At 41.2% G+C, this 16,160-nt stretch carries 13 protein-coding genes; 5 read left to right on the top strand and 8 right to left on the bottom strand.

Annotated features, from left to right (window positions below):
- Window positions 1–11: 11 nt before the first annotated feature.
- The 5 genes from DX873_RS11685 to DX873_RS11665 are packed head-to-tail and all read right to left on the bottom strand — an operon-like array spanning window position 12 to window position 5,059.
- Window positions 12–1,148 carry a Gfo/Idh/MocA family protein gene (locus tag DX873_RS11685; protein WP_116184611.1) on the bottom strand — a complete coding sequence of 379 codons (1,137 nt, stop codon included), beginning with the start codon at window positions 1,146–1,148 and terminating at the stop codon, window positions 12–14.
- A gap of 13 nt (window positions 1,149–1,161) precedes the next feature.
- The gene (locus DX873_RS11680; RefSeq protein ID WP_116184610.1) at window positions 1,162–2,337 is read right to left on the bottom strand and encodes an MFS transporter; all 1,176 of its coding nucleotides are present in this window, start codon (window positions 2,335–2,337) and stop codon (window positions 1,162–1,164) included.
- A 24-nt stretch (window positions 2,338–2,361) separates the two neighbouring features.
- The gene (locus tag DX873_RS11675) at window positions 2,362–3,591 is read right to left on the bottom strand and encodes a nucleoside permease (protein WP_116184609.1); all 1,230 of its coding nucleotides are present in this window, start codon (window positions 3,589–3,591) and stop codon (window positions 2,362–2,364) included.
- 7 nt (window positions 3,592–3,598) lie between these two features.
- The gene (locus DX873_RS11670) at window positions 3,599–4,042 is read right to left on the bottom strand and encodes a DinB family protein (RefSeq protein WP_116184608.1); all 444 of its coding nucleotides are present in this window, start codon (window positions 4,040–4,042) and stop codon (window positions 3,599–3,601) included.
- A gap of 18 nt (window positions 4,043–4,060) precedes the next feature.
- Complete coding sequence (locus tag DX873_RS11665; RefSeq protein ID WP_116184607.1) at window positions 4,061–5,059, bottom strand: sugar phosphate isomerase/epimerase family protein; 999 nt, start codon at window positions 5,057–5,059, stop codon at window positions 4,061–4,063.
- A 135-nt stretch (window positions 5,060–5,194) separates the two neighbouring features.
- Here DX873_RS11665 and DX873_RS11660 point away from each other — a divergent pair, with 135 nt between their 5' ends.
- Window positions 5,195–6,913, top strand: coding sequence for a GMC oxidoreductase (locus tag DX873_RS11660; protein WP_116184606.1), 1,719 nt, complete (start codon window positions 5,195–5,197; stop codon window positions 6,911–6,913).
- Window positions 6,913–7,566: a gluconate 2-dehydrogenase subunit 3 family protein gene (locus DX873_RS11655; protein ID WP_116184605.1), complete on the top strand. Its 654-nt coding sequence runs from the start codon at window positions 6,913–6,915 to the stop codon at window positions 7,564–7,566. Before DX873_RS11660 ends, DX873_RS11655 begins: the two co-directional genes overlap by 1 nt.
- 163 nt (window positions 7,567–7,729) lie before the next feature.
- Here DX873_RS11655 and DX873_RS11650 read toward each other — a convergent pair whose 3' ends face one another.
- A complete protein-coding gene (locus tag DX873_RS11650) occupies window positions 7,730–10,207 on the bottom strand; it encodes a ribonucleoside-diphosphate reductase subunit alpha (RefSeq protein ID WP_116184604.1) in 2,478 nt (825 codons plus the stop codon).
- Window positions 10,208–10,337: 130 nt separating this feature from the next.
- Window positions 10,338–11,324: a ribonucleotide-diphosphate reductase subunit beta gene (locus DX873_RS11645; protein WP_116184603.1), complete on the bottom strand. Its 987-nt coding sequence runs from the start codon at window positions 11,322–11,324 to the stop codon at window positions 10,338–10,340.
- 843 nt (window positions 11,325–12,167) lie between these two features.
- Between DX873_RS11645 and DX873_RS11635 the strand changes: the two genes are divergently transcribed.
- Window positions 12,168–12,902, top strand: coding sequence for a LytR/AlgR family response regulator transcription factor (locus DX873_RS11635; protein ID WP_116184601.1), 735 nt, complete (start codon window positions 12,168–12,170; stop codon window positions 12,900–12,902).
- Between the two features lie 15 nt (window positions 12,903–12,917).
- The gene (locus tag DX873_RS11630; RefSeq protein ID WP_232520904.1) at window positions 12,918–14,885 is read left to right on the top strand and encodes a tetratricopeptide repeat-containing sensor histidine kinase; all 1,968 of its coding nucleotides are present in this window, start codon (window positions 12,918–12,920) and stop codon (window positions 14,883–14,885) included.
- Here the strand turns inward: DX873_RS11630 and DX873_RS11625 are convergent.
- On the bottom strand, window positions 14,878–15,444 hold the full coding sequence (locus DX873_RS11625; protein WP_116184599.1) for a DUF3109 family protein: 567 nt from the start codon (window positions 15,442–15,444) through the stop codon (window positions 14,878–14,880). The two genes, DX873_RS11630 and DX873_RS11625, sit on opposite strands and share 8 nt — an antisense overlap.
- A 119-nt stretch (window positions 15,445–15,563) precedes the next feature.
- Here DX873_RS11625 and DX873_RS11620 point away from each other — a divergent pair, with 119 nt between their 5' ends.
- A complete protein-coding gene (locus tag DX873_RS11620; RefSeq protein ID WP_116184598.1) occupies window positions 15,564–16,142 on the top strand; it encodes a MarC family protein in 579 nt (192 codons plus the stop codon).
- Window positions 16,143–16,160: the final 18 nt, after the last annotated feature.

Raw genomic sequence — 16,160 nt, 5'->3', positions numbered from 1 at the left:
TACAATAGTGTCTAATCCATCTCTACCCAAACATTTCCTTGTTTGTGGGAAGCGACTGTATTTTCAATGAAATTCAATCCCCGTACCCCGTCCAACATTGTTGGAAACTCACCATCATTGTACTCTTCGCCACGGATTGCTCTGGCAACTCCTAAATAGATGTTTGCCATAGCATCAAATATTCCTTCTGGGTGACCTGGGGGTAGTTTTGTACCATCCAAGGAAAGCTTGGAATTATACGCATGCCCAGGCTTATAAATTTGAACTGGCTCAGTGTCACTCAGTCTATATAGAAAATTGGGCTTCTCCTGTTCCCACCTAAAGGCTCCCTTTTCACCATAAATGGCAATGGCCAAACCATTTTCTTCACCGGTGGCCACCTGACTTGCCCTAATAATTCCTTTAACATGTTCGTCCATCCGAATTAGAACGGTTCCATCCACATCCATTTGGTTATCATCATAGAGATAGTTGAAATCGCAAAGCAACGATTTTACCTGTAGTCCTGTAGTAAATTCAATCATATTGAAAGCGTGTACCCCAATATCTCCCATACAGGAACTGATTCCTGCTTTTTTGGGATCTAATCTCCATACCGTAGAGCGTTTTTCCTTGTCATGAATAATCTCATTTATCCATCCTTGATAGTATCGGGCATCCACCTTATGGATTTTTCCCAATACACCTTCCTTGATCATTTCCCGCATTTGACGAACCATAGGATACCCAGTATAGGTATGGGTAACAGCAAATACAGTTCCGGCCTTTGTCAATGTATCTTGAAGAATTTTGGCTTCTTCATAGGTAGTGGTCATGGGTTTTTCACAGATAACGTGAAATCCATTTTCCAATAACTTTTTAGCCATGGGAAAATGAAGAAAGTTTGGAGTCAAAATGGAGCAGACCTGAATACGCTCCTCCGGAGGAAGCTTCATCTCCTCCTCGACCAACGTATCAAAATCTTTATAGATACGGTTTGTAGGAACGTCTATTTCTTTTGCAAAGTTTACGTTTTCCTCAAAATTTGGATTGAAGACCGCACCAACAATTTCATAATTGTCATTGATGAAAGATGCTACTCTATGTAGCACACCAATAAGGGAGTCCCCTCCTCCTCCAAGGATTCCAAGTCTAATTTTTTTGGGCATTTGTTTTTCTTTTTTAAGCTGCTTTTGTGTTAGTTTTTCTTTTTCTCATATATACGTTCAATGCTATGAACAGAACAATAAGAATTGCCGGTAAGGCCGACATGATTTTAAGTGCATCATTAGCACTTGCGTTGTCAATAATATTTCCCATAATCGGTAAAATCAAGGAAACCGAGAACATTCCGGCCCCTCCCATTATGGACAGTCCCAAAGCTCCACTCTCAGGTATATATTCAGCCACAAAGGAAAGCATTGTAGGCCAAAAGAACGTGATTCCTACTGCAAAAACGGCCGCTGCAAAAAATGTCATTGGACCACTGGTTATGGTAAGCAACCACAGACCTAGAAAAGCAAAGACCGCTGAGAAAAGTAACATCCCTTCAGGCTTTAACTTGTGGACCACCTGACCCGCAAAGGCTCGTCCGGCCGCCATAATGCCATTTATAAAAGCCAATACCAATAACGGAACAGCAACGGTAGATTTTAATAAGGACTCTATTCGCTGGTTGGTGCCCAATTCGGTGGCAGCGGTCAGAAACATGCAAATGACCATAAAAATGAACAACGGCTTTGCAACACTGGCGAACATTTTCTTATTGCTCACCCCAAGTTTCACCCTTTCGGTAACAGGAAAAAGTTGCCCCCAAAACATAAGACCATATATTACCAATGGAATATAAAGTACTCCTACCATAATCTGCCAGCTAAGGCCAAGGACATCCATAATCAACCAACCCACTATAGATCCAATAACAATTCCCCCTGGGAACCATATGTGGAACCTGTTCAGCATTTTGGTTTTATTCTCCGAATACATTGAAGCAATCATCGGGTTGAGCGCGGCTTCCACCATTCCATTTCCTATACCCACAAAAAGGGTTGCCAAAAAAAGTGAGGTCTGGTCTCTTGCCAACAAAGTCCATGTTATCCCAATGGCATGGGTAATAAAGGCCAACCATGTAATTTTTTTAATCCCTAAGGTGTCCACTAAGATTCCACCAAAGATCATGGCCAGGGTAAATCCAAAAAACGCAGGTGTAAAGGCCCATCCTATCTGTTCCAGGGTCAGTCCTATACCTTCAGGACCAAAGACCGTTTCCAGTCGTGCCCGTATGGCAAAAGTCATAGCCGTGACCAGCAAGGCTATACATGATGCTACAAATAATCGATTCTTGTTAACGTTTTCCATGGTTGATATTAGTTTTTGGTTTAGTTACGATTTATAGGAAACCTCTTCCTTTTTAAATAGGATCATGAACAAAAAGAGTACTACCAAAGCAAAAAGCGATGGTATAATCCAGATTTTCTCCCAGTTGTGTACATTTTCTGAAATTAGGTACATGTCCGTGATTTTACCTGCAATCCAGAATCCGATCAACATCCCTACTCCATAAGTGGCCAAGGTAATGAGTCCCTGCGCTGCGCTCTTATATTTTTCACCAGCTTTTGAGTCGGTATATATTTGGCCGGATACGAAGAAAAAGTCATAGCATATGCCGTGCAGTGCAATTCCCGTCAGCAACATAAATGCCATCTCACCGGCATTGCCATAGGCAAACAACAAATAGCGTAATGTCCATGCCAACATGCCCGCCATTATTGTTTTTTTGAAGCCATACTTCTTAAAGAAGTACGGTAGCAATAGCATAAAAACAACTTCAGAGGCCTGACCAATGGTCATTTTTCCAGTTGGATTCTGCATTCCAATCTCGGACAGGAATGGATTGGCATTCTGATAGTAAAACGCCAAGGGAATACAAATCAGGACTGATGAAAAGAAAAATATCAAGAAATTCCTGTCATTCAACAGCTTTAAAGCATCCAAACCCAAGAGCCTCGAAACACTTACTTTTTCATCTTTTTTTACCCTTGGAGGAGTTTTGGGCAAAGTGAAACTAAATATCCCGAGTAAAGCTGAAGCAATAGCCACCATTAAAAAGGTGTTCTTTAGCATGCCCGATTGGATTCCCTCAGGAGAATCCCATAAAAATGCATAGCTGATGACAAGACCGGCAACTATCCAACCTATAGTTCCAAAAACCCGAATAGGGGAAAACTCTTTGGCAGGATCGGACATCTGGTTGAACGAAATGGAGTTCACCAGGGCCAAAGTGGGCATATAAATGATCATATAACCCAGCACATAGGGGTAAAACACAGAAAATCCATCTGCATTATACATTTGGTACATCAAAAATGCTCCAAGTAAATGAAGAATTCCCAATATCCGTTCGGCATTAAAATAGCGGTCTGCAATAAGGCCAATGATAAAAGGAGCTATGATGGCTCCCCACGATTGGGTTGAAAAAGCCTGCGCAATCTCACCTCCATTGGCATTTAAATTGTTTCCCAAAAAAGTGCCCAAAGTAACAAACCAGCCTCCCCAGATGAAGAACTCCAGAAACATCATGAAAGAAAGCTGAAACTTTGTCTTAAGTGTCATATTAAAATTATCTTTTATAAAAAATGTAGTCCAAGGGTTCCGGCACAATTCCCGACTCCCTAAAATTGGTCAAAATCTGACCTCGGTGATGGGTGGAATGGTTAACGATATGAACCAGGATATCCTTGAGCTCATTGGCGTGGGCCCTGCCTTCACTGTTTTCGTAGGCAATCCGTTTTCCAAAATCCTCTGTATTTGTTATTATTTCGAAAGAAGTACGTTGGTTATCATAATGCAGGTCTTGCCAGGTATCCAAATCGTGTTCCTGCCAAACCCCAAACTTGGAGTCTTCTTCAAGAATGCGATGATTCCAAATATGATGTGCATTAAGGATATGGCTAAATAACTTTTGCGATTCCTGCGGGACTTCCTTAAGCGCAATAGACTGCTCTATCAACTTTTTATTGCAAAAAAAGTTATAGTCAAAAAGTTGCTGTAGAAATCCCTTCATAAACGTGTTCTTCTGAGCCTATGCTCCTATGTGCTTCAACAACAAGTCCTTTGTCGCAAGAATGCCCTCCTCTTCACTTAGTTCGCTTCCTTCATATTCAACCCCAATGAAACCTTCGTATCCGGCATCATCGACTATTTTTATCATTTTGCCAAAATCTATTACGGTCTCATTTCCCTCTTCATCAAAATTGTAAGACTTGGCGCTAACTGCTTTTGCAAATGGCATCAATTCCTCAACCCCTTTGTACTTGTCGTATTCCTCAATACATTCTGAGCCATAGTAAGAGCCATCTTTGCGCTTCACACAAAAATTACCAAAGTCTGGAAGCGTACCGCAATTGTCCATGTTCACTTTTTTCATCACATTGGCCAACCATTCTGCATTGGATGAGGGACCTCCATGATTCTCAACAATGACGTTTACATTTTTGTCTTTTGCATAGGTGGATAATTGGGTAAGTCCATCCACAGAAGCCTCTACCCATGTCTCCGGGTCCATACTTCCTTGAAGGTTTACCCTAATGGAGTGGCATCCCATGGCCGCTGCCGCGTCTACCCACTTATAGTGGTTTTCAACTGCTGCTTTTCTTTCTTCAGCGTCTTCAGCAGCGATAGCTCCTTGGCCATCAATCATAATAAGAAGATTTTTCATGCCGTGTTTTTCTGCTTCGGCATTACTTTTATCCACAAATGATTTCATGGCTGCCTCAGAAAAATTATCCTTTTCAAGTTCTTGATAGTATAAGCCACTTACGTACTCCAACCCTTCAAAGCCCCAACCTTTTGCTTTTGCTGCAAATTGATACGGATCTAATCCTTCTTCCCATATCATTTTATGTATTGACCATTGTGCCAATGACAGTTTGAGTGTCGGTTCTACAACCTCTGGTTCAACTTGGGCAACATCGCTGGCTTCTCCCTCTTTTTTTTGATTTTGTTTACAGGCGTAAGTTCCCAATAATAAAAGTGCAATTCCTACTTGGGCTGCATTTCTAATGAAATTTTTTCTCTTCATGATATGTGGATTGGTAAATTATGGTGATTCTAAAAACTACAACGTTATAGTAACGAATTCTCAATAAACATAGGGTTTAAATGTAGAAAATTAATTTAATAATTAATACATTTAGCAACTAAACAATACTAATAAATGAGCAAATTTTATTACAATCAGGAGCAAGAATCTTACGATGCCATTGTAGTAGGAACAGGTATTAGCGGGGGTTGGGCCGCTAAGGAACTCTGTGAGAATGGCCTCAAGACCTTGGTCCTGGAACGTGGTCCTATGGTCAAACATAGAGAAGACTATAAGACCGCCCAAGATGACCCTTGGGATTTTCCCCATGGAGGGGAATTGCCCAAAGAAATGGTGGCCAGACAGGAAAAGCAGGCCAGAACAGGATACACCGTAAAAGCACCTCATCATTTCTGGTTTGTAGACGATGTGGACCATCCTTACAACGAAGTAAAAAGATTTGATTGGATGCGCGGTTACCATGTTGGTGGACGTTCCATTATGTGGGGAAGACACAGTTATAGATGGAGTGATTTGGATTTTGATGCCAACAAGAAGGAAGGTATTGCAGTAGACTGGCCGGTTCGTTATAAAGATATTGCGCCTTGGTACGACAAGGTTGAATCATATATTGGTGTTTCTGGGGAACTTTTGGGACTTCCCCAATTGCCAGATGGGCAATTTGAACCCATGATGGAACTTAACTGTGTTGAACAACATGTTCGCGAAAAAGTGGCAGAAGGTTTTGATGGAAGGGTCATTACAGCCGGACGGGTTGCCCACATCAACAGTGACAAAAAATTTGATGGCAACGGACGAGTACGTTGTCAATTCAGGAACCGATGTATCAGGGGATGTCCTTTTGGAGCTTATTTCAGCAGTTTGTCCTCAACGCTTCCAGCGGCCGAGCGAACCGCAAACATGACCCTAAGACCGGATTCCATTGTACACGAAATCATTTACGACCCAGATACCCAAAAGGCAACCGGTGTTAAAGTAATAGACAGGGAAACCAAGGAAACTTATGAGTTCAAAGCCAAGGTGATTTTCTTGTGTGCTTCGGCTGTAGCCTCTACTTCCATATTGATGCAATCCAAGTCAGATAGATTCCCCAATGGATTGGGTAATGACTCAGGAGAACTTGGACACAACATCATGGACCATCACTTTTTGGTTGGTGCAAGGGGTAAAATGGACGGGTTTGATGACAAATACTACAAAGGAAGAAAGCCCAATGGCATTTATATTCCAAGGTTCCGAAACTTGGGAGGTGCTTCTGACATGAAGGACTTTACCAGAGGATATGGTTACCAGGGTGGAGCCGGAAGAGGGGACTATGAAGAAATGGTTGCCGAAGCTTCCTTTGGAAAAGGATATAAAGACGCTGTCTTAAGTCCTGGAGGATGGAACATGAATATGTTGGCGTTTGGTGAAATCCTCCCCTATCACGACAACAAAATGATTCTGGATTACGACCAAAAGGACCAATGGGGACTGCCTACGGTTACTTTTGATGCCGAAATCAAGCAGAACGAATTGAACATGAGAAAGGATATGCAAGATCAGGCGGTACAAATGCTTGAAAAAGCTGGCGCCAGGGATATTGAGCCCTATGATCGCCCGTATGCCCTGGGTCTTGGAATACATGAAATGGGAACTGCCCGTATGGGACGTGACCCCAAGACTTCGGTAGTAAATGGATACAACCAAGTACACACTTGCAAAAATGTATATGTTACAGATGGAGCATTTATGACCTCTGCAAGTTGTGTAAATCCATCTTTGACCTATATGGCTTTTACGGCAAGGGCCGCCAACCATGCCGCTCAAGAACTTAAAAAAGGAAATATCTAATGGAAAGACGATCAGCACTTAAGAATATGGGTATGGTATTCGGTTATGCCGTTGCCACCCCAACGCTACTCGGAGTTTTGCAAAGTTGTAAGGGAAAGCCTGCCTATGCAAATTGGGTTCCCAGCCATTTTGAACAGGACAAAGGGTATGCCTTGGCACAAATGGTGGATGTTATCTTGCCCAAAACAGATACTCCTTCGGCCACTGAGCTCAACGTTCATGTTTTTATTGATGAGTTTGCCAAAAGTGTCTTGCCAGAAGAACAGCAAGGCTTTATGACCATGGTCATGGATAAATTTATGGGCAAGGTCTTGGCAGGTTCCGGAAAAGAATCTTTAATGGATATCGAGGGCGAAGATTTTGAAGCTGCCCTTACCAAATATCTGAGCAAAAGAACAGATGAGGAGGAAGAAGCTCAGCAAAAGGCCATTGAAGAGTACATGAAAGTCAAAATGGAAGGTGGAGATGCCGAGTTGGATGAAGAAGTCGCTTGTTTCACATTTGCTCAAAATGTACGCGATATTTCTACTTGGGCCTACAAGTCTTCTAAGTACATTGGAGAAGAGGTTTTGGCCTATCTCCCCATACCAGGCGAGTACGTCGCTTGTGGGGACGTAAACGAGCTTACAGGAGGTAAAGCCTGGTCGCTCTAAAAACTAAAACTTTGAAAATAGAGAAAACCTCCTTTTTAAGGAGGTTTTTTTGTTTTCGTACCTCAACACAAAAATACCTCGGAAGCCGTTCTTGGTGGGGTGGGCATTCCGAGGTATCTAATCAATAATAAACACTATCACATACTGATTAGTTCAGTACAAACTATGATCCGCACATTAAGCAGTCATCGTCCGCTTGGCCTTCTTTGGCCCGTGCAATCAGTTCTTTCATTTCCTCAGCAGTCATTGGCTGGACATCCACATCTTGTTGCTCTACTGGTGTAGGTTCCACCTGAATGCCCTCTGCCGCTTTTGGTGCCGCAGCTACTGCCTCTGCTTCGGCGGCCACGCTTACCGGAACTTCTTTCTTCTTGGTATTGTCCAAAGTAAACTTAATGGCATCTACTGCCGCTTTGGTTCTTAAGTAATACATTCCTGTTTTGAGTCCGCTCTTCCATGCGTAAAAATGCATGGAGGTAAGCTTTGAATAGTTGGCATTTTCCATGAACAGGTTCAAGGACTGACTCTGGTCTATGAAATAGCCCCGCTGTCTACTCATGTCAATAATATCCTTCATACTGAGTTCCCATACTGTCTTATACAGTTCTTTGATGTCTTCTGGGATTACATCGATGTGTTGAATGGAACCATTGGCCCGCATCAATTCCTGTTTTAGACTCTCGTTCCAAAGACCCAGTTTCACCAAATCTTCCAGAAGGTGTTTGTTTACTACAATAAATTCTCCTGATAATACCCTTCGGGTATAGATATTGGAAGTATAGGGCTCAAAGCATTCGTTATTTCCTAAAATCTGCGAGGTTGATGCCGTGGGCATTGGTGCAACCAAAAGTGAATTTCTTACTCCATGCTTTTTGACATCCTTCCTTAATTTGGCCCAATCCCATCTTCCTGATAGTTCCTCATCTTTTATTCCCCACAGGTTGTGCTGGAATTCTCCCTGTGAAATGGGAGAACCTTCATAGCTTGAGTATACTCCATCCGTTTTGGCTTCTTCCACAGAAGCGGATACCGCAGCAAAATAAAGCGTTTCAAAAATCTCCTGGTTCAATTGTTTGGCCTCATCACTGGTAAAAGGCAAGCGAAGCATAATAAAGGTATCTGCCAGCCCCTGAACACCTAAACCTACCGGTCTGTGCCTCATGTTTGAATTTTCGGCCTCTTTTACAGGATAGTAGTTACGGTCTATGACCTTATTCAAGTTTTTGGTTACCCTTTTGGTTACTTTGAAAAGTTCTTTATGGTCAAACTTTCCATTCTTCACGAACATTGGGAGTGCAATGGAAGCCAGATTACAAACCGCCACCTCGTCTGGGGAAGTATATTCCAAAATCTCCGTACATAGGTTGGAGGATCGTATGGTCCCCAAATTTTTCTGGTTGCTTTTTCTGTTGGCCGCATCTTTGTACAACATGTATGGGGTCCCTGTTTCTATTTGGGACTCCAAAATCTTTTCCCAAAGGTCTCGGGCCTTGATAGTCTTGCGACCTTTTCCTTCAGCTTCATATTTTGTATAAAGTGCTTCGAATTCCTCACTATGTGTATTGAACAAATCAGGGCATTCATTTGGGCACATCAAGGTCCATTCGGCATCTGCTTCAACTCGTTTCATGAACAAATCCGGAATCCACATGGCATAGAACAAATCGCGTGCACGCATTTCTTCCTTTCCGTGGTTCTTTTTAAGATCTAAGAAATCGTAAATATCGGCATGCCATGGTTCTACATAGATGGCAAAACTTCCTTTTCTTTTTCCACCACCTTGATCAACGTAGCGAGCGGTATCATTAAAAACACGCAACATAGGTACAATTCCGTTGGATGTGCCATTGGTTCCCGCAATATAGGACCCTGTTGCTCTTACATTATGAATTGAAAGGCCTATTCCGCCGGCCGATTGGGAAATTTTTGCAGTTTGCTTCAATGTATCATAAATACCATCAATACTGTCATCTTTCATTGCCAGAAGAAAACAGGAAGACATTTGAGGTTTGGGTGTTCCCGAGTTGAAAAGTGTCGGTGTAGCATGTGTGAAGTACTTCTTAGACATCAATTCATAAGTCTCAACTGCAGCGTCTATATCATCCAAGTGGATGCCGACCGCGACCCTCATCAACATGTGCTGGGGTCTTTCGGCAATCTTACCGTTTATCTTGAGCAGGTACGAACGTTCAAGCGTCTTAAACCCGAAATAGTCGTAGCCAAAATCTCGGTTATAGATAATAGTGGAGTCCAGTTTTTCGGCATTTTCAGAAATTACCTTGAACACCTCATCAGACAGCAATGGAGCTTTTTTACCTGTTCTTGGATTAACGTATTCGTACAAATCCTTCATGGTTTCGGAGAAGGATTTTTTGGTGTTTTTATGTAGGTTGGAAACTGAGATTCGCGCAGCCAACTTTGCATAATCCGGGTGGGTGGTGGTCATGGTAGCCGCAATTTCGGCAGCCAAATTGTCCAATTCGGAGGTTGTTACCCCATCATACAGCCCTTCAATGACCCTCATGGCCACTTTAACGGGATCTACAAGGCCGTTTAGGCCATAACAAAGTTTTCTAACTCGAGCCGTGATCTTGTCGAACATCATTGGCTCCTTTCTTCCATCTCTTTTTACTACATACATGTGCTACGAATATTTTTAGTGATACGTTTGTTGGTTATACCATTTTTGCATTTTGATAATGGCGGAAACGTCCATCACCTGAGGTCAAGTCCATTGACTCCTTGGGGCAGGGGTCTCGGATGTTTTTTATCTAAAAGTCCGCGTCGAAACTTATTTTTTGGGCATCAGAATCTTTTTCCGTGTTCAAAACGCCTGCTTTTTGATATTCGGACACGCGTTTTTCAAAGAAATTGGTCTTGCCCTGAAGCGAAATCATATCCATAAAGTCAAATGGATTGCTGGCATTGTATACTTTTTCGCACTGTAGTTCAACCAACAGTCTGTCTGTTACAAACTCCAGGTACTGGGTCATTAATTTGGCATTCATCCCAATCAGGCTCACAGGTAGTGATTCTGTGATGAATTCCCTTTCAATGTTAAGTGCGTCCACAATAATCTCTTTGATTCTTTCTTTGGGCACCTTGTTCACCAAATGATTGTTGTGCAGGTGCACGGCATAGTCACAGTGCATACCCTCATCCCTTGAAATCAATTCATTGGAAAATGTAAGTCCAGGCATTAAGCCTCTTTTCTTCAACCAAAAGATAGAGCAAAAAGCTCCTGAGAAGAAAATTCCCTCGACAGCAGCAAAAGCAATCAGTCGCTCTGCAAAACTTGGGGACTCAATCCATTTTAGGGCCCAATCTGCCTTCTTTTTTATGGCCGGAAAATTTTCAATTGCCTTGAACAACACATTTTTTTCCTTTTCATCCTTCACATAAGTATCAATAAGCAAGGAATAGGTTTCTGAGTGGATGTTCTCCATCATGATCTGGAACCCATAAAAGAACTTGGCCTCAGAGTATTGCACTTCGTTCACGAAATTCTCAGCTAGATTTTCATTTACAATTCCATCAGAAGCAGCGAAAAAGGCAAGGATATGCTTGATAAAGTATTTTTCATCATCATTTAATTTGGTGTTCCAATCGGACAAGTCCTGATGAAGATCAATTTCTTCGGCAGTCCAAAAACATGCTTCTTGTTTCTTATACCATTCCCATAAGTCATGGTGCTGTATTGGAAAAATGACGAATCTATCCTTGTTTTCTTGTAATATGGGTTCTATAGCTGCTGACATAATCGCTGGTTAAAATGTTTAAAAATCGGACGGAAATTTCCCTGTGAACAGGGCTAACAAAGATTCAAAAATGTTACCAGATTGTAAAGTTTGTTTTATTAAAAGCCCGGCAAAGTTTTTAACACAACATGTTGAAATCTAGGGTGGGAATCGATATTACTTGGATTTCGGAAGTTTTTGAAAATCAATAAGTTTTTTCGGAAAATTGAACAGAAACAAAAAAGACCAAAGAGTATTTTTCTAAATACTTTTTGGTCCATATTACCAAACCGTACGGCCACTCCACGTTTGACATTTGGATTATGTCTTAATTCTAGGTAGTTCCCCCGAAACCTAAAACCAAACCTTTAAACCATGACCAAACCGAAGGTATTTTGTACAAGCGTTTCCTATATAACAAAGATTGGTTGCTTTGGCCGTACCGTAAATTGGCAATACATTATGAACTTATATGGAAAAGGATTTTCTCCTTTTCTGTTTTCCTACTCCAGCAAAAAAGCTGCAAAAACCAGGGCAACGATAAAAAAAACGAATAGTACAATGCACTTTCTCATTATAGTATTGATTAGGTTCCCAAAATTTTTGGTGCTGCCAAGATAGGCAACCACGCTACTTTTGCGGTGTTGGTATGTATAAACTGCGATGATTTATGTATAACTGGTTTGAAAAAAAATCAATATCACTCCAAAATGTAAGAATAAACAGTAAAACTAGTAGGAAATAAGGTTATTTTTCCTGTAACCTGTTGTTTTCTACCAGTTATACGCGTATCATACCCATTAGCACAATATTTTAAAGCCCTAAACAGAATAATCCTAAATTTGAAATTGATTTTCTATTAGGATGCTAGAAGCTGTAATTGTAGACGACGAAATTAAGGCGCTCCAAAGCTTAAGTTGGGAACTTACCAATCTCAGTGATGAGGTTGATATTGTTGCCTCTTTTACGGATGCCCATGAAGCCCTTAATTATTTGGAGCATAACACCCCGGATTGTTTGTTCCTTGATATTGAAATGCCTGCAATGGACGGATTCCAGTTCATAAAAAATCTGAAAAACAAAAACTTTCCGGTAGTCATTACCACCGCTTATAACCAATACGCGTTAAAAGCTCTCAAGAATGAGGCCATCGATTATCTATTGAAGCCTATTGACACCGACGATCTCCATGAGACCATTGCCAAAATAAAAAAGTTCAACGCTAAGAATTTAACAGCCGAGAAGCTTGAGAAAATTCTATTGAATTTTAATTCGGAATCCCATAGCAAAAAGATTACCATCAATACGGATGGCAAGCTGGTATTTCTGAATAGCGATGATATCCTCTACGCGGAATCTGATGGTAACTATAGTACCATATTCTTGAGTGACGGTCAAAAAATATTGCTTACCAAAAAATTGAAGGAAGTCAACAACCTCTTGCCAGATAATAGTTTCTTCCGAATCCACAATTCCTACATAATAAACCTCAACAAGATCAAGGAATTCCTTAAAACAGATGGTTATGTTGTTTTGGAATCCAATCACAAAATCCCAGTTTCTCGTCAAAAAAAATCCGACTTTTTGGATATGTTGTAACTTCCCAATCAAATTGTGTTCAAAATAGAATCCATAAAAATCATAAACCTACATCTGGGGCAGAGAATCTTTCTCTTTTCGGTTTTGTTTTTAGCGGCTACCCGGTTGGTTTCCCAAGAGGTCATTCCGGAAGCGTTCAAAGAAAAAGCTGAACGCATTGTGCGTATGGCCCCCAAGACCTATTTGGTCCTGGACTCTGAGCTCAAAGCCGAAAAACGGGACACTACTCTACTACGCTATTTTGCAAATCTGTGCAACGAAGCAGGTTATCTAGACGGAGAATCCTATGCTCTAGATCAGATTGGCACAAAATATAGGAACACTTCCCAATATGAAAAAGCTGCTGCGCTTCACCAAAAAGCATTGAAAATTGCTGAAAAAGCCAACAATACAGAACTAAAGGTGCTAAGTCTTAATATGCTTGGCGTTGTGTACCGCAGGACAGATGCCATCAAGACCGCACTGGATTACAACCAGCAAGCTTTGGAGCTTGCCGAACAGGTAGAAAATCCTTCCCACCATATCCAACGAAGCATAAATGTTTCCCTGAATTCCATAGGGAACCTGTACCAAACTCTAGAGCAGTACGATCTTGCCATACTCCAGTTTAAGCGCGCGCTAAGACTTGAGGAAGAGTTGGGCAACAAGCTTGGTCTGGCCATAAACCATCAGAATATTGGAGATTGTCTTGAACTCAAAGGGGACTTGGAAGGTGCCCTCGAAAGTTATCGTAAATCTTTGGCATATAACGAAGAAATCAATTCGGATTACGGAAGGGTCATCTGCAAGAACAGTCTGGCCCAAGTATACCTGAAACAAGACATGCCCTATGCAGCACTGGTGTTGTTGGAGCCTCTTCATGAGCAATCCAAAACCATTGGGGATTTTTATATTACCTCGGCTGTCTTCATAAATACCGGATGGGCCCATACCCAACTGGGTCAATATGACAAAGCAAAAACATTTATTCAAGAAGGGTTAGAAATGGCCCAAAACCATAATATGCCCAGTAATGTACTCTATGGTTATCGAAAACTATCTGATCTTGAAATTAAAAAGGGGGATTTTAGAAGAGCTTACGAGTTTTACAAAAAAGCCGATGAGCAGAACAATGAAATTATCAGTGCTACCAATGTTCGGTACATGAACGATATCATTGTCCGTTATGAAGCGGAAAAGAAAAACAACCAAATCTCGGTCTTGGCCAAGGAGAATGAAATTGTTAGGCTGAGACTTCGTAAAAACCAGACCACCCTTTTGGTCAGTGCCCTTATTGTTGGTCTGGTAGCATCCATTCTATATATTTTATATAGACAGTATCAGAACAAAAACGAAAAAAGAGTGCTTTCTCTGGAGCAAAACATGCTGCGCAGTCAAATGAATCCTCATTTTTTGTTCAACTCCTTAAATTCTATCAAGCTCTATATCATCAACAACGAGCAAAAAAATGCTGTCCACTATTTGAACAAATTTTCAAAACTGGTCCGAAAAATTCTGGAAGCCTCCTCACTTAAAGAAATATCATTGGCGGAAGAATTGGAGACCGTAGAGCTCTATATGAACATAGAAAACATACGATTCTCAAACGAAATTGATTTTAAGATCAATGTAGATGACAATATCAGCCCCGATGTTGTAAAAGTGCCATCATTGGCACTGCAACCCTTTTTGGAAAACTCTCTTTGGCATGGTCTTTCGCCCAAGAATGGTGAAAAGAAAATCCATATTTGGGTCAAGCAAAAAAATCAAGGCTACGTATCCATTGAGATTGAAGATAATGGGGTTGGAAGAGGTGCTGCTGAAATCAACAAGGAAAATAGAATCCTCAAAAGAAAATCGGTTGGCATTAGAATTACCAAAGAACGCTTGGCCAATTTTTCAAAGGACTATCAAAACAGTTTTGATGTGGATATTGTGGACCTTTTTGACGAAAATGGAAATCCCAAAGGCACTAAGGTTATCCTGGACATCCCCACTATTTAGTTTCAAGGGCCACTTCTTCAAGTTCTTTGTACCAAGCTTCCCCAAATTTTCTTATCAATGCTTCCTTTACGAACTTATATATCGGGACTTTAAGTTCTTGCCCCAAACTGCATGCCGAATCACATATTTCCCATTTATGGTAGTTGACCGCAGTGAACTCTGAATACTCTCGGGTACGTATGGGGTATAAATGGCACGAAATGGGTTTTTTCCATTCTGTTGCACCATCCTCATACGCCAATTCCAAACCGCACTTGGCCACCCCTTTTTCCGTGAAGGTCACATAGGCACACTCGCTGTTGTTCACCAAAGGGGTCTCCCACTCTCCGTCTGCTCCTTTTACCACAGCACCTTGCTCTAAAATGGCCGAAACACCTTCCGGTCTTAAATAAGGTTTTACATTTTCAAAAATATTGACCAATATATCCGTTTCATTTTCCTCTACCGGAGCTCCATATTCCCCATCTATGCAGCAGGCTCCTTTACATGCGTTAAGGTTGCAGACAAAGTCGTTCTCAATAATCTCTTCTGAAACTATGGTCTTACCTATTTGGAACATTTTGAATAGTTACTTTTTGCCAAAGTTAATTCAAACATAAAAATTACGTTCTATCTGCATTTTCTTGTAATCCAAAATTGTTTTTTCACCGTAGATTTGCAGATTGAAAATTTATACCGATGAACTTCAGTTTTAAGGAGATAGTTACGGCCAGTATGGTCCTTTTTGCAGTAATCGATATTGTTGGAAGCATCCCGATTATAATTTCTTTACGAAATAAGGTAGGCCATGTGCAGTCTGAAAAGGCGTCCATTGTAGCAGCATGCATAATGGTGGCCTTTCTCTTTGTGGGCGAAAGGATTTTAAATCTCATAGGAATAGATGTGAATTCCTTTGCAGTGGCCGGTGCTTTTATTCTATTTTTTCTTGCTATTGAAATGATTTTAGGGATTACTCTTTACAAAGATGATGAGCCTGAAACTGCATCAATAGTCCCCATTGCCTTTCCGTTGATCGCAGGTGCAGGGACCTTGACCTCCATTTTGGCCCTACGGGCGGAATACCATGTTGAAAACATCGTGGTCGCCATTGTGGTAAACATTATCTTTGTGTATATAGTGCTTAAGTCCAGCGGAAAAATAGAACGCGTATTGGGTAAAAACGGACTTAGTGTCATCCGCAAGGTCTTTGGGGTAATTCTTTTGGCCATAGCAGTAAAATTATTTGCCGCCAACATTAACCAATTGTTGTCTCAATAATCTGAAACAAACAGTCGC

Source organism: Flagellimonas nanhaiensis (genome assembly GCF_003382275.1).
GTDB lineage: Bacteria > Bacteroidota > Bacteroidia > Flavobacteriales > Flavobacteriaceae > Flagellimonas > Flagellimonas nanhaiensis.
The sequence above is the reverse complement of the archived record's forward strand: the minus strand, read 5'-3'. Positions and strand labels throughout refer to the sequence as shown.

Coding starts and splice junctions, on each gene's coding strand:
- DX873_RS11655 (WP_116184605.1), top strand. CDS start 6,913: ATGGAAAGACGATCAGCACTTAAGAATATGGGTATGGTATTCGGTTAT.
- DX873_RS11625 (WP_116184599.1), bottom strand. CDS start 15,444: ATGTTCCAAATAGGTAAGACCATAGTTTCAGAAGAGATTATTGAGAAC.
- DX873_RS11670 (WP_116184608.1), bottom strand. CDS start 4,042: ATGAAGGGATTTCTACAGCAACTTTTTGACTATAACTTTTTTTGCAAT.
- DX873_RS11650 (WP_116184604.1), bottom strand. CDS start 10,207: ATGTATGTAGTAAAAAGAGATGGAAGAAAGGAGCCAATGATGTTCGAC.
- DX873_RS11675 (WP_116184609.1), bottom strand. CDS start 3,591: ATGACACTTAAGACAAAGTTTCAGCTTTCTTTCATGATGTTTCTGGAG.
- DX873_RS11620 (WP_116184598.1), top strand. CDS start 15,564: ATGAACTTCAGTTTTAAGGAGATAGTTACGGCCAGTATGGTCCTTTTT.
- DX873_RS11645 (WP_116184603.1), bottom strand. CDS start 11,324: ATGTCAGCAGCTATAGAACCCATATTACAAGAAAACAAGGATAGATTC.
- DX873_RS11680 (WP_116184610.1), bottom strand. CDS start 2,337: ATGGAAAACGTTAACAAGAATCGATTATTTGTAGCATCATGTATAGCC.
- DX873_RS11660 (WP_116184606.1), top strand. CDS start 5,195: ATGAGCAAATTTTATTACAATCAGGAGCAAGAATCTTACGATGCCATT.
- DX873_RS11685 (WP_116184611.1), bottom strand. CDS start 1,148: ATGCCCAAAAAAATTAGACTTGGAATCCTTGGAGGAGGAGGGGACTCC.
- DX873_RS11665 (WP_116184607.1), bottom strand. CDS start 5,059: ATGAAGAGAAAAAATTTCATTAGAAATGCAGCCCAAGTAGGAATTGCA.
- DX873_RS11635 (WP_116184601.1), top strand. CDS start 12,168: ATGCTAGAAGCTGTAATTGTAGACGACGAAATTAAGGCGCTCCAAAGC.